General features: G+C 67.8%; 18 protein-coding genes. All 18 read right to left on the minus strand.

Annotation, left to right across the window (positions count from 1 at the left end):
* Positions 1-540, minus strand: a 540-nt coding sequence (locus tag MTDSW087_RS28495) for a hypothetical protein (RefSeq protein WP_144768972.1), incomplete at its 3' end; no start/stop codon positions are given.
* Between the two features lie 8 nt (positions 541-548).
* The gene (locus MTDSW087_RS28500; protein WP_144768973.1) at positions 549-986 is read right to left on the minus strand and encodes a hypothetical protein; all 438 of its coding nucleotides are present in this window, start codon (positions 984-986) and stop codon (positions 549-551) included.
* Positions 987-1,030: 44 nt separating this feature from the next.
* Positions 1,031-1,321, minus strand: a complete 291-nt coding sequence (locus MTDSW087_RS28505) for a hypothetical protein (RefSeq protein WP_144768975.1) — start codon at positions 1,319-1,321, stop codon at positions 1,031-1,033.
* Positions 1,322-1,332: 11 nt separating this feature from the next.
* Positions 1,333-1,722, minus strand: a complete 390-nt coding sequence (gene gp17, locus MTDSW087_RS28510) for a tail completion protein gp17 (RefSeq protein WP_144768977.1) — start codon at positions 1,720-1,722, stop codon at positions 1,333-1,335.
* Entirely contained in the window at positions 1,719-2,201 is a 483-nt protein-coding gene (locus MTDSW087_RS28515) for a hypothetical protein (RefSeq protein ID WP_144768979.1), read from the minus strand. The genes gp17 and MTDSW087_RS28515 overlap by 4 nt, the downstream gene beginning before the upstream one ends.
* Positions 2,201-2,578 (minus strand): hypothetical protein, encoded by a 378-nt coding sequence (locus MTDSW087_RS28520; RefSeq protein WP_144768981.1) that lies wholly within the window; start codon positions 2,576-2,578, stop codon positions 2,201-2,203. The genes MTDSW087_RS28515 and MTDSW087_RS28520 overlap by 1 nt, the downstream gene beginning before the upstream one ends.
* Positions 2,579-2,581: 3 nt before the next feature.
* On the minus strand, positions 2,582-3,136 hold the full coding sequence (locus tag MTDSW087_RS28525; protein ID WP_144768983.1) for a hypothetical protein: 555 nt from the start codon (positions 3,134-3,136) through the stop codon (positions 2,582-2,584).
* 49 nt (positions 3,137-3,185) lie between these two features.
* Entirely contained in the window at positions 3,186-3,803 is a 618-nt protein-coding gene (locus tag MTDSW087_RS28530) for a head-tail connector protein (protein WP_144768985.1), read from the minus strand.
* A gap of 154 nt (positions 3,804-3,957) precedes the next feature.
* Positions 3,958-4,572 carry a hypothetical protein gene (locus tag MTDSW087_RS28535; RefSeq protein WP_144768987.1) on the minus strand — a complete coding sequence of 205 codons (615 nt, stop codon included), beginning with the start codon at positions 4,570-4,572 and terminating at the stop codon, positions 3,958-3,960.
* A gap of 81 nt (positions 4,573-4,653) precedes the next feature.
* A complete protein-coding gene (locus tag MTDSW087_RS28540) occupies positions 4,654-6,054 on the minus strand; it encodes a phage major capsid protein (RefSeq protein ID WP_144768989.1) in 1,401 nt (466 codons plus the stop codon).
* An 87-nt stretch (positions 6,055-6,141) separates the two neighbouring features.
* Positions 6,142-7,365 carry an HK97 family phage prohead protease gene (locus MTDSW087_RS28545; protein ID WP_144768991.1) on the minus strand — a complete coding sequence of 408 codons (1,224 nt, stop codon included), beginning with the start codon at positions 7,363-7,365 and terminating at the stop codon, positions 6,142-6,144.
* A gap of 12 nt (positions 7,366-7,377) precedes the next feature.
* Positions 7,378-8,655 (minus strand): phage portal protein, encoded by a 1,278-nt coding sequence (locus tag MTDSW087_RS28550; protein ID WP_186384039.1) that lies wholly within the window; start codon positions 8,653-8,655, stop codon positions 7,378-7,380.
* Positions 8,656-8,743: 88 nt separating this feature from the next.
* Entirely contained in the window at positions 8,744-10,636 is a 1,893-nt protein-coding gene (locus MTDSW087_RS28555; RefSeq protein ID WP_186384040.1) for a terminase TerL endonuclease subunit, read from the minus strand.
* Positions 10,611-11,099, minus strand: a complete 489-nt coding sequence (locus MTDSW087_RS28560; RefSeq protein ID WP_144768997.1) for a hypothetical protein — start codon at positions 11,097-11,099, stop codon at positions 10,611-10,613. The genes MTDSW087_RS28555 and MTDSW087_RS28560 overlap by 26 nt, the downstream gene beginning before the upstream one ends.
* The gene (locus tag MTDSW087_RS28565) at positions 11,062-11,496 is read right to left on the minus strand and encodes an HNH endonuclease signature motif containing protein (RefSeq protein ID WP_144768999.1); all 435 of its coding nucleotides are present in this window, start codon (positions 11,494-11,496) and stop codon (positions 11,062-11,064) included. The genes MTDSW087_RS28560 and MTDSW087_RS28565 overlap by 38 nt, the downstream gene beginning before the upstream one ends.
* Positions 11,497-11,613: 117 nt before the next feature.
* Positions 11,614-11,895 carry a hypothetical protein gene (locus MTDSW087_RS28570; RefSeq protein WP_144769000.1) on the minus strand — a complete coding sequence of 94 codons (282 nt, stop codon included), beginning with the start codon at positions 11,893-11,895 and terminating at the stop codon, positions 11,614-11,616.
* Positions 11,865-12,416 carry a winged helix-turn-helix domain-containing protein gene (locus MTDSW087_RS28575; protein WP_144769002.1) on the minus strand — a complete coding sequence of 184 codons (552 nt, stop codon included), beginning with the start codon at positions 12,414-12,416 and terminating at the stop codon, positions 11,865-11,867. The genes MTDSW087_RS28570 and MTDSW087_RS28575 overlap by 31 nt, the downstream gene beginning before the upstream one ends.
* 141 nt (positions 12,417-12,557) lie before the next feature.
* On the minus strand, positions 12,558-12,947 hold the full coding sequence (locus MTDSW087_RS28580; RefSeq protein ID WP_144769004.1) for a hypothetical protein: 390 nt from the start codon (positions 12,945-12,947) through the stop codon (positions 12,558-12,560).
* Positions 12,948-13,100 lie beyond the last annotated feature (153 nt).

Below are 13,100 nucleotides of genomic sequence, written 5' to 3' on the forward strand. Positions count from 1 at the left end.
ACCCGCCTTCGCCGGGCTGATCAGGGGCGTCCCGCCATACCCATCCAGGGGGTCAAAGTTCGACGCCGATCCAGGGTCAATGTTCAACGCTGTTTGACACTCCTGCCTCTCGCGGGCGAAGCGCTCGGCCTGCTCGCGCATCTGCTGAGCCAGCATGTCCGGCGTCATCATCCACCGCGACCAGGTGAGGCCGGAGACGATGGCATCGGAGGTGTCGGCGAAGCAGAAAGGCGGATCGTCCCACCACTCCGGCGAGCGCTGGATGGGGACCAGCTTCTCGCCGGCCCGCTCCTTCAGGCCGATCCGGCAGAGGTTCATGAGCACGTGCGGATCGTGGTGCTCCGCCCGGGTCAGCACCGTGCTCCAGAAGTGGTGCTTCAGCCGGTTGGTGCCGGGCTCGATCTCGACGGGATCGCGCGGGTCCGGACCGTACAGGCTGTAGAGCTTGAGGATGTCGCCGTTCGTGAACTTGAACACGACGCCATCGCCAGCGGGCGGGAACGGGGTCTCGCCCGCGAAGGGGTTGTGCGCGGTCGTCATGGATCAGCTCAGGTGATCGCCGCCACGGTGATCGCGCCGGAGATCTTCATCCTCCAGGTGTGCTCCATCAGGCCCTCGGCCGAGACGCCACCGAAGCCGCGCTGCGTGCAGAGCGCCTTGAAGGTCAGCCCCTTGGACTGCCCGTTAAACTTGAGCTGGAAGCTCACGGGCTGCTTGGACAGGAAGGCCTTGTCCATGCCGGCCGTCTCGCCGTGCGTGGCGTCGTCCATGAGGAGCTGCGCGCGGACGCCGAACTCGTCACCGTCCGAGAGGCCGCCGATGTACTCCTTGGCGAGCGAATCCAGAGTGGTCGACTCCACCAGCGGGTTCGTCTGGGTGATCGGGTCGATCGCGATGATCTTGGCGACCGCGGTGAACACTTCGGTCTGCGCACCGTCGCCGATCTTGAGGATCGACCCTGCGCCGATAGAGGGCTTGTCGGGCATCGTGCTCTTGCTCCTTCAGGAAAGCGCGTCCGGACTGCCCGGGCCTACGCGAGCTTGGGGTTGCGGCTGCGGGCGGTGTCCTCGCTGACGGTCGCGAACGCGCAGCGCGGACACTCGTAGTTCGTCATGCCCGCCCACTTGCTGCCGCGATCATCGAGCTCACACACGTCGGGGGCGCAGGCCTGCGGGGCGGCGGCGACGCCATCGAGCGGCGTGGTGTCGTCGAGGGTGCGCTCGCCCTCGCGGGCGGCCTCGACCGGCTTGTTCTTGGGGGCGGCGGGCTGGGTCTTGGTCTCGGCCGGGGCCTTGGTCTCGGTCGCGTTCTCGGTGCCCATCCTGATGAGCCTCACGTTGGCGAGTGCGTGACCCTGAAATCGAGGATCCGCCTCTTGAGGGACGAGGTGTCGTCAGCGTCCGCTAAGTCGCTGACCAGCCTCATCGCCTGTATGTTTTCGTCGCCGACCACGCCAACGCGGTTGTTCAGGATGCGCAGGACATGCTCACCGACCTGATGGGCGCTCAGGTACGTCTTCCCGCGGCACTCGATCGACAGGCGGCGGGTGAACGGCGGGGCCGCGGCATCCAGGGTCTCGGTGGGCACGCCGGAGGACGGATACTGGATGATGTCGGGATAGGTGGTGGATGCCGGCGCGTCGGCGAACCACACGCGGTCCCCGATCAGCGCCTTCAGCTGCTGGTCCCCCTTCAGCAGGAAGGCCACGGCCTCGAAGATCATCGCTGCGCCCTCCGAGCTGCTACGCGGGTTGCGGCCGCCTCGACCTCGGACGCGATCGTGCGGAAATAGGCGAGGGCGGCAGCCGAGACGTTCTGCTCGAGCGCCGGCCGGAGCGCCGGCTTCGGCCGCGCGCCCGGGTGCCAGATCCCGCCGAACCGGTTGGGCTGGAAGTGCGGGGCCGTGCCGTACTCCGGGAAATGCGAGTAGGCGGAGGGCTGGTAGCCGAGGAACTTGCCCTCCCGGGCACCCACGAGCGTCCGATCGCGGCGGCCGAGATCGGGGACCGCGGCGATCGACGCCACCAACGCGCCCATCTGGTCCGAATCGTTGGCCTTCAGGTTGGCCACATAGGCGTCGGCGATCACCTGGCCGGCCTCCTGGCGCGCGCGGCGGCGGGCGGCCACGGTCGGCGCCCGCGCCACCGTCCTGAATGCGGCGGCGAGCTGCACGCTGCCGCGGACGCCGTACCGGGTCGCCATCAGACGGGCAGCCGCTTCTTGATCGCCCGGACCTTCACCTCGTGGCGGCGGGTCTCGTCCGGGAAGATCCCGTCGATGTCGTAGAGGACGCCCGTCTCGGACCCGTTGTCGAAACGGATCACCATGAACGCCTCGATCGCCGTGCCGTCGCCCAGCGGATCCATCACGTCCTCATAGGCGAAGTAGAAGTCCTCGGTCTCGTTCTCCTGCACCTCACGGGCCAGCGCGATCTCGCCACCGCGCAGCCCGACCTTCTTCGCCCAGGCCGACGACCACACCGACCAGTTGGCGATGTCCGTGTCGTGCTCGCCCAGGCTGGTCCGGGGCGGCGGCAGGAGAATGTCGCAGAAGCAGGTGCGCTCGCCCGCGGTTGCCATGGATCAGCTCTGCTGCACCGGGCCAGCATCGGCACCGATCCGAGGCCGCCCCTTAGGCCCCTGATCAGGACCGATCCCGTCGAGCGTCGTGACAATTCCTCGCTGATAGGCGCCGATGACGTCGAGGAGGCACAAAATCACTGCGTTGTTACCGCGAACGATAACTGCCGCTGCGCTGGGATCTTCGGAGATGCGCGCATTCTTCGCGTTCAGCTCTATCAGCAGCTGATCAACGAGCTCTTCGAGCTTCCAGCCGGTCGGGTTGCTTGCGGACATGAGGACCGGACCGCGCTGACCGATCTTACGATAGCCGTCCTCGAACACAGCCCTCGGCGAGTGCGAGAGGTAGCCATCCGGTTCGGTCTCGGTAGGCGCATATCGCACCAGCATGTCGCCCTTGGCCGGCGCGCCACGCGACGCGAAGCCCGGCGGCACGATTACGGTCGCGCCGCCCGTCAGAGCGACTTTGCCAGCGCCGGTCTCATCGAAATTAGATGCCTGAATCTGGTATGCTTCGACCTGCTTGTGACTGACGTGGGTGGGTTTGAACGGGGCCATTCTCGTGCTCCTATGTAACCGGAGCAGCATCTCTGCCCGGCGGGGAGGTCTATGGCCGCCCATATTCGAGCGGCACGATGTAGCGGCTCAGCAGCTCGTTGGCACCGAGCTCGATGCGGCGCGAGACCACCGACACGCGCTGGTCGCCAAAGGTCTCCTCGCGGTTGTCGTAGAAGTGGGCGGCGACCAGCCGCAGCGCCCGGCGGAAAACCCGCGGCACGGCCTCGGCGGTGGGCCAGCCGGCGGAGAACTCGACGTGCACGGTGTCGCCGGCCGACAGGGCGGGCAGGGCGCTACCGGCGCGCAGGAAGAGGTTGAGATCGATGCCGTCCTTGCTGGCGGGCGAGCCGTAGAAGCTGCCGGCTGCCAGATCCGCCGAGGCGCCGCCTACAACGCTGGTCACCTTGGTGATCGCGCGGGCGCCATGGATCGGGAGGCGGAAGGGGGAGCGCGGCCACACGTCGAGGCCGACCGACCAGATCTGGGGCAGCACCGCGCGCCGGCACTTCCCCTCCGGACCGTCGATCCAAGACCATGCGTCGAGGATGCAGTCCTTGATGAAGTCGTTTTCGCGGTTCGTGACGATGCGCTTCTGCGCCTTGAGCTGATCGACGGTCACCAGCTTAAGGATGTCTCCCTCCTTGGGACCTTCGATCAGCTCGGGCACGTGCTCTCACTTCGTCTGGTGGAAGGGCCGGCGCAGGACCGGCCGGCTGTCCTCGCGATCGGCCTCGGAGCGCATCGCGCGGTCGGAGTAGGCGATGCGCCGCTCAGCCTCGCGGCGGCGCACCTCCTCTTCACGGGGCCCGCGGCCCCGCGGCTCAGGCGTCTTGCTGGCCGCCATTGCCGGCGCCGCCGGTCCCGCCGGCCTGGCCGCCTCCGGCATCTCCGCCGGTCGGGACCTGCGTCGACATCAGCGCGGGCACCTGCGTGTGCGCCGGGGCGGCATCGCCGGCACCGGAGGCCGCATGGTCCACCGCCGCCTGGATGATCTCGTCCGCCGCCTCGGCCGACAGCTCCTGGTAGCGGCGCAGGCTCAGGTTCGCCGCGAGCTTCCGACGCTCCGCGACGCCGAGATCCTTCCAGTTCTCGGGGATCTGGGCGGGCGGCATCGGCACGGCTGGCCGCTGAGCGGTCGCCGGGGCGGTCTGCGCGAGCGGCGAGATCTCGGGACGCTGCTCGTAGGGATGCGCCGGGGGCAGAAACTCGCTGCCGTGCACCGGAGCGGGGTCGGCCACCGTTGCGACCTTGGAAGCCGCCCGCAGCTGGGTCTTCGTGGGGATGCGGCCGACGCTGCCGTTGATGTGGAGGACCGCGGACTCCGGCGGGAAGCCGGCGATCTGCCCGACGACGTAGGGCGCGTAGGGCTGCATGATCTCGATCGGCACGAGGCCGGTCCTGCTGTCGACGTGCTGCTGAATCTCCTGGAGGTCCATTTCTTCCACCGTGCGCGAAGGGAGGGGCTGTGCGGGCCCGGGCTTACCCGGGCACGCTGATGTCGCGAGCGGGCGAGGGCGCTACGGCGCGCCCCAGCGCACACCGTTGAGGCGGACGACGGAGGCCTTGCGGCGCACGCCGAAGTCGTGGGCCATCTCCATGAGGACGCCCCACATGTTCTGCTGCCAGAGGTGGACGAGCGTCCCGCCGACATCGACGGTCGCCTCCATCGAGAAATCGAGGGAGACGTCCTCCTCGTCGCCAAAGATCACGTCGTCGGCATTCACCAGCGCCAGGACGGACTCGTCGAGCGTGGAGCCGAGATTGACCGGGAACTGGTTGCTGTTCAGGACGCGGTGGCCCTTCCAGCGCGGGTTCTCGCCCTGCATCTCCGGGAAGGCGTAGGCGCCCTGGTCGTTGTTCACGCGGCGATCGGCGAGGTACCGCGCGGTCCGGGGGTTCATGGCCCAGGCCCAGCGGCTGTTCTCGCCGATGTTGCGCAGGGTCATGTACAGGATCATGCGCGACGCGACGGCGTCGAGCTCCTGCAGGGTAGGGTTCTTGGGATCGGCGAAGGTGAAGGTCACCACCCCGATGCCCGAGATGTTCAGGATGCCGAGCGGCGTATCGGCGTTGGCGCCGGTGCCGAACCATCCGTTCAGATCGAGCGCCTGACCGCCCGCGTTCTGGAGCTCGCGCTCGATGTAGGCCTGAATGTCGATGATCGACCACTTCTTGGCCTCCTTGGTCAGGAGGATGATCGCGGCGAGCTTCTTGGCCTTCAGACCGAGCTTGTCGAACGTGACGTCGGTGACCGGCTTCTTCTGGCCCTCACCGACGTACTGCGCGACGGCACCCGTGGCGCCGACCGGCTGATTGTACTGGCCGGCCGTCAGCGGCACCCGGACCGGGTTGAGCTGCAGGAACGTCGCTTCGGGGCGCAGGAACGGCACCACCTCGGCCGCAAGCGGGGTCGGAAGCAGCACGCCGCCGGCCGCCGGGGTCAGGGTGTTGGAGGACTTGGTCTGCATACCGCCGCGGCTGAGCTCCAGCGCGAACTGCGGGAAGCCCTCGTCCGACAGGATCTCGAGCGGGCTCTTCTGATTGCCCCCGAGCTTCGCCTTCACCACCGAGGCCGCGACGAGCGAGATCTTCTTGCCGCGCTCCATCTTCTCCTCGGGTCGCGCCGGCACGGGCTGCTGCCGCTGGCCGGGCTGCAGATCGCCCGCACCGGTACCGCCATCGCCGCCCTGCGGATCGTTGGCCGGCACGCTGTCGGCGTGGGCCTGCGCCTTCTCGGCCGCGAGCGCCTGCTCGTACTCCTTGTAGGTCTTCTCCATCTCGGTGGTGAGGGCGTCGAAGTCCTTCGACTCCTGCTCGGTGAAGTCCTTGTCCTCGCGCGCCTCGGCGGTCTCGACCATGCCCTTCTGCTTGGCGACGAGTTCCAGGTACTTCTGCTTCAGGCGCAGCGAGCGCTTCATCGTGGTACTCCCAACTATTCGGGGCCACGATGGCGGCCCGGTCACGTCCTTCTCTGGACTGCGACCGAGCGCTAATTTTTCGCGAGTCTACGATGCAAGACGCTGCTCTGCCTCGGCCAGTCTCGCGCGGGCACGATCCAGCGACCCCTTCACCACCACGGGGGCCGGCGGCTCCGGCTCGGGCCGGCCGAGCATCTTGGCGATGCGCTGGCCCATCTCCACGAGGCGCTGCCGGCGGCTCGGCTGCGCGGGCTCGGCCGAGCGCTGCTCGCCGCCGGATGCAGTTGCCCGGTCGCCGCCGGCCGCGGCGGGCTCGTCACCGTTGCCCTCGCCCGTCCGGGTGTTCGAGCCCGTGCCGCCTGGCTGCTCCACCATGATGATGATCTGCGTGCCCGAGATCGCGTTCACGCCCGCGTCGGTCCCGCCTGCGCCGGACACGGCCTTCCCGGACACGAAGCGGTCGATCCGCATCTTCGGCACGGTCAGCTGCTCGCCGTCCCACGCGAAGGGCGCGTCCTTCTTAAGCACGTCCTCGATCTGGCCGAGAGCCGATTCCCCCTTCGGCGCCGCGGCATCGAGCGCCATGATCGTGCGCGCGTCCGAGCCGAAGAATCGGGTGTAGATGCCCTCCAGCTCCTTGCGCGGCACGAGCATGCCGGTGCGGGGATCGCGGGCCCACTCGTCGAGGGCCTTCTCCAGGAACTCCCGCGCGGCGGGCATCTGGTCGTTCGCGATCATGCCCTTCGCGATCGCGTCGGGCTGGGCCGGGATCGGCACGAGCGAGCATTCCAGCAGCTCGCTCGTCTTGATGTCGAAGCCCCAGCTCCACCCCACCTGCGCGCGGGTCTCGTCGTCGTGCTCGATCACATCGAGCTCGCGCGGCATGAAGCCGATCGAGACGGTGCGGATGAGGCCGTTCTCGACGGCCCAGACCGACTGGTCGATCTCCGGGATGGGGCCGCCGGCTGGCGCGAACTTGAACGTGCCCTCGGTGCGCTTGGGCGCGGGCCGCTGCTTCTTCTTCACGTTCTCCCACTGGCCGATCGGGAAGGTGCGGGAGCTGTGGAACAGGAGGCCCTGCGGATTCGCCAGGAAGCGGGTCAGGTCCAGGCCTTCCTGGCGGACGATGTCGCCCATGCGGTCGACAGTCTCGCTCGACATCACGAAGTCGGCCGCCCGCTTGGCAGGATCGTAGCTCGCTGGGGCCACGAAGCCCTTGAACACCGCCTCCTGCCCGCCGGTCGTCTTCCCTACCGTCGCCTGCCGCTTGGACATGAACTCGTCGACGGATGCAGCCTTCGGCTCGGCCATGATCGTAACCTCTCAGGTATCTGCGGCTGGCGCCGCCGGATCCCCATCGGTCTCGTCTTTCGGCTGCGACCCGTCACCCTTGGCCGCCTGGTTGGTGACGATCACCTCGTTGGAGGTGCTGATCAGGAACGTGTTGGCGGGCATCATGTAGACGTCGCCGAACTCCGCCGGGTTCTCGCCCACCATCTCCAGGGCGCGGTTCTTGGTGATGATGCCCTTCTCGAAGAGCTTGGTCGCCCGCTCGGTCCGACTCTTGATGTCGGTGATGTAGAGGGCTTCTCGGTCGAACTCGATGTACAGGCCCTGCATGATCTCGCGCTCGGTGAGCAGCGCGAAGGTCAGGCGCTCTTCGATGACGCGAGCACGGGGGATCAGAGACTCGTCGGCATAGAACTGCGCCATCGAATCCATGTTCTCGTATTTCACGTTGGCGTAGTGCTGGAGCTTGTACGGCGGGATTCGGAACATCCGCGCCGTCTCCGAGACCGCACGATCCCATGACTCGTTGACGCCCGCCTCCATGGCCGTCATCGCCATGCGCTGCCACTTCGCCCCGCCCTCGACGACGATGGGCGCATCCTCCTCACGCACCGCGCGCAACGCGGCCTTGAAGCTGTCCACGACGCGGTCGAACTGCTCCTGCGTCAGCTCCCGGCCTTCCGGCAGCTCGAACACGCCACGGGGCATGTCGCCACGCGTGAACAACCGGTTCTGGAACTCCTGCAGCGCCGCGTTGAGCGCGAGGGTGCGCTGAGCCAGGAACAGCGTCGAGGCGCCGGTCACACCGTTGAGGCGACGTGTCGCGAAGTGGCAGATCTCATCCTCGAACAGGATGAAGTCGCGATCGGCATCCATCAGCACGCGGTCAACGACGCCCGCGACGCTCACCCGGTAGCAGAACTCACGCTGGTCCGGCCACGCGTCCTTCCTGCAGCGCCCGGGCAGGATCGGGACGAGGCTGAGCACGTCGCCGCCGAGCGTCTTCCGCGGGATCCAGTAGGCGTTGTTGACGAGCCCGAGATGGAACACCGTCATCTCGACGAGCTCCGGCCACGTCATCCACTTGTTCGGCCGCAGCCAGAGCAGGGCCGCCACGGGATGCTCCTCCGGCAGCATCACCTGCGATCCGATGTGACCGGCCGGGCTGCGCGTGCGTTTCCGGAGGCGGATGGGTGCCTTGCCGGTATCCTGAGCCATGACGTCGAGACACACGGTCACCGCGGCCTGCTGAAGGGCCTCGCCGATCGAGATCTCGCGGAACTGCGCCCCCTGGACCCCGAGCAGGTCCATCAGGGAGAACCAGCCCCGGCCGCTCCCCTTCCAGCCTTTCCACTCGGTGGCGGATCCAACAAAGTTCGACGCAGGCGACGGGGCGGCGCTACTGGCCATTCGGTCCGTTCCTCTTCGACGGGGCCAGCGGACCGCGCTTCTCGAACACCATCGGCTGGTCCTCCTTCCGCTGCGCATCCCTGATGTGGAGCCGGCCGGCATTCGCCATCATGATCGCGTCGAACCCATCTATTTTGTCGTCCGACACCTCGTCATGCTTCTTCGGGAGGATGCCCCCGCGGGTCGAGCGCCACGCCCGCACGTTGGCGACGTTCCACGCCAGGATGGGATGCCCGTTGTGCACGAGCTGACGCACCGGCGCCCGCGCGGCCAGGTCGTCGGTGCCGGCTGTGGCATTGGCCTCGTTCTTCCGGAAGATGGCCGCGTTGATGCCCCGCTTCAGAAGGCGGCCGACCAGCGCGTTGGCCTGCATGTCATCGCAGAGCACCATCGGCACGCGCAGCAGGTGCGTCAGCGCGACCACGCGATCCTCGATCAGATCCATATCGATGAGGCCGCCCTCGGTCGTGATGAGGTGCTGATTCTGTACCCATCCCTGGTAGAGCGCGCCGAGCCTCGGGTGCTTGAAGTAGGGGGACAGCTCGGGGACGTAGTACTCGGCGAAGACGGCCAGCTTGTCCCGGTCGAAGGGGATCACTGCGCCGATCGACGCCATGTCGTTGCGGTTCATCAGGTCCACCGCGAGGTAGGCCTCTTCGCCCTCGAACTCCAGGATGCTCGTGTCCGGGTTCTTGCAGGCCTCCCAATCGTCGGGGGTGATGATGGCGTTCGCGGCGCGGCCCCAGAGGTTGAGGCGCGTGCGCTGGAACTCGGCCAGCATGTGCGGCTGCCTCAGCGCCTCGACCCATGCGTCCCAGATCTTCTCCGGGTCGATCGAGACGTCCCACATCGGGTTGGCGATCATCGCCAGCCGTTCGAACGCCTTGCGGTCACTGCCGGCGACGGGCAGGAGTTCCTTCTCGTCCTTCGGGTCGATCGTGAAGATGGCGACGAAGAAGGTGTCGCTCTCGATGCGCCCCTCTAGGACGTCGATCGCCTCGTTGCGGACGTCCCACGCCAGGCCGTTGGCGCTGCGGCCGGCGGTGGTGATCATGTACATCAGGGCCGACGGCTTGGCGCCGAAGGCCGAGCGCAGCACCTCGTAGATCTCGCGATCCTGCGCGTGCAGCTCCTCGAGGATGATGAGCTGCGGGTTCCAGCCGTCGTTGTGCTTGCCGATCGAGTTCAGGCGCTGCATCCAGCCGCCGTTCTCGCCGCACTGGATCTGCGACTTGCTGCCGACGAGGCGGTACCGCTCGCGCAGCTGCTCGGCGCGCTCGTCGATGACGGCCACGTTCGGCGGCGCGACCTCGCCCTCCTTGTCCTTCTGCCAGCCGGCGACGAGCGTCAGCGCCGGCTTGTAGACGCGGTTGCCCATCTCCTCGGTGGGCGCGCCTATCAGGATCTGGGGGGCAAGGTTGCCGTGGCAGAGCTCGTACAGACCGACGATCGCGGCGCGCCCCGACTTCGAGTTCTTGCGCGGCTCCTCGATGTAGGCGCGCGAGGTGACGCGTTCGTGGGTGCCGCGGCGGCGGAACCCGTAGATGTGCATGAACTCCCAGATCTGATGCGGCTCCAGCACCTGATAGGGGTTGCCGGAATAGATCCAGTTGCCGTCCTCGGTATGCGGCTGCAGCTCGTAGAAGGCGCAGAAGTCCACCACGTGCGCGGGTGAGAAGTAGAAGCGCTCGCGCGGCTGCTGCGCGCGGTCCAGCATCCGCAAGGTGCGCTCGCACGCCCGGCGGATGTGCGCGCAGGCCGGCTCCAGCCCCGCCACCACATGCTTGCAATAGGCGCGGCCGATCGCGGGGAAGTCCACGAACTGGCGGACCTGACGCTCCCCGTCGATCTCGATCTCAAGCCGGAGCGGCGGGAGATCCACGAAGTCCGCGCGGCGCAAATGGCGCCAGGAGGGCTCCGCAGAACCTGAAGGGGTTTTCTTGAGCTCGGGCGCCGACATTACCGCCGATCGGAGTGGTGTCTTCGGCGAGCTTCAGCATCGCCAGATGGCGGGAGATGTCCCGGGTGAGGTAGGCCGGCACGCGCTCGCCACAGGCCATGCGTTGGTGCTGGATCTCGGACAGGATCGCCACCTGCTCGGCGGTATCCCGCATCGCGCGCGAGAGCTTGCCCTCGGCGAGGAGCCGGCCGGCCAGCTCGAAATATTTGCGCTGCCCGAAGTCGCCGAGCGGGTATTCCGGATCGGGGACGTCCCGGAAGCCAGGGCCCGCATAGATGTTGTCGGCGATCCTGCGGTCGCGCGCCGCGGAGCTGGTCGAGGGCCGATATGATCCGCTGGCCCTGCGCTCATCGTCCGACTTTCGATTGTTCCCGCCGCTCGGCATCGTCGCACTCTACTGCGATGGCGACATATGCCCAACGGCCGGGGCGCGTTTGTGGTTTCGCCATCCAGTTGATGAGTAAGAGCACATCGCCCATCTCGACGGCAAGGCGCTCCAGGGGACGCTTCACGCCGAGATCGCATTTGCGGCAGAGCCCCTGCCAGATCGACCGGTCCCACAACTCGCCGCCGTAGTGCCGGGGGACGATGTGGTCGACGACGATCGCCGGCACGTCGATTCCCTCACGGCGCTGGCACTCCGCGCAGAAGGGATGCTTATCGAGGTAGGCGCGGGCGGCACGGCTCCAGCGCGACGTGAGCTCCCGGTCGCGCTTCTTCGGCTTCACCACCTCGAACCGGGGCGGTCTATCTGGGCCGCGCCCGAAGATCGGCATGCGCATGGAAATCTCGCGAAGCGACGTCCCGGCCGCGTAGGTTGTAGCCACAGAGGAAGGACCCCGCGGCCGGGACGATCCGCACCCTGAGGAGGGACAAAGGGTGCGGAATTCGGATGAGGGTCAGCCCGCGCGGTAGGCGAGGGCGGCGATCTCGGCCTCATGCGGCACGAGGCGGAGCACCAGATCGTGCACCGACGCTATCGCCTGCTGGCGCTTACGCATCTGGACGAGGCTGACGATGAAGAGCTGATCGGACAGCACGCCATCGTTGAGGCCAGCCTCGACGAGGTCCGCGTTGTGGCGCAGGGTCCGGTAGACGTCGTCGAGGTGATCGGCCAACTCGGTCAGGGTCGGCTTCGGATCGTCGGTCATCACGCTGCCGCCCGCGAGATGTCCACGCACGTCGGCTCGAATCCGCCGGGAAGCACGGCGGCCCGGGTGCGGCGCGCCACCCGAGCGCGCAGCTCGGCCTGCACCGCCTCGGTGATCTCGTACCCGACGCCATAGTGGGTCACGATCTCCAGGCCATGGCGCTGCAGGCGCGGCCGGAGCCGGCAGATCGCGATGTCGAGCGTCTTCGGATCGGTCGCGCCGGATCGGGCGACCGCGCGGTAGAGCTCGGTCCTGGCGCAGAACCGGCGCTCCATCAGCATGGCGAGACCGATCGCGGGCGCGCGCGGGATGTCGAACTCGCCCATCAGCGCCGGCACGAAGGGGAGGATGTCGTCCGGCGGCCCGAAGGCGCTGCCGTCGTCACCTCCGCATTCGCGAGCCGCGGCCTCGGTGTCGACCGCCCAATCGCGGGCGGGGAGCGACCGCAGGGCGCCGGTGTCCAGCGCGCGCTGCAGGAGGAGGTCTACCCGGTCGGCCGGCAGCTGCAGGGTTCGGCTGATCACCTGGACCGGCACGCCTTCGCGCGCCATTCGCACTGCGATCCGCTCGGTGGGTTTCGGCCGCGGCACGGTCATAACCGGATCCCCATCTGCAACGTGATGAAGGGATGATGAACCGAGTCGCGGTTAATCGTCAACGCGTTTGCGATAAATGACCAACAATTTGCGTTTTCATGGGGCCGCCGGCAGCGCGTGGATGCTCACGGGCGTCAGGTCGGTCGCGGTGCAGGCGAAGGTGTCGTAGCCGACGAGCGCCGAGAGCAGCCCGATCACCGCCGGAAGGGTCCGGGACGCCCGCACCTGCCCCGCGATCGTCGTCGTCGACACGGTGGTGAGCGTCACGACGTAGTCGCGGCCACCGGCCTTCCGTGCCGTCGCCGTCGCCACAGGCACCGCGGTGAAGCGCCCGGCCGGCAGCGTGACGCTGAAGGTGCAGTCTGCCTTACTCACCACCTCGGCAGAGTAGGTAGCGAAGGCCGGGCCCGCCGGCCCGATCACCGATCCGAGATCCGCCGTGACGCCATCGGTATAGGTGAGGACCAGCCGGCCGGAGGCGTTCACGGTCGCCGCCTGGATCCCGCGCCCCGCCGCGCCGGGCGTGCCCGCGGCCCCATCTGTAAAGGGCGGACCAATTCCAGGCCGCCGTGGCGGAGCAAAATCAGGCCACTGGCAACGTGCAGCCTGAACGAAGAAGGGGCCCGATCGGGCCCCTTC

The organism is Methylobacterium dankookense (assembly GCF_902141855.1).
Taxonomy (GTDB): Bacteria; Pseudomonadota; Alphaproteobacteria; order Rhizobiales; family Beijerinckiaceae; genus Methylobacterium; species Methylobacterium dankookense.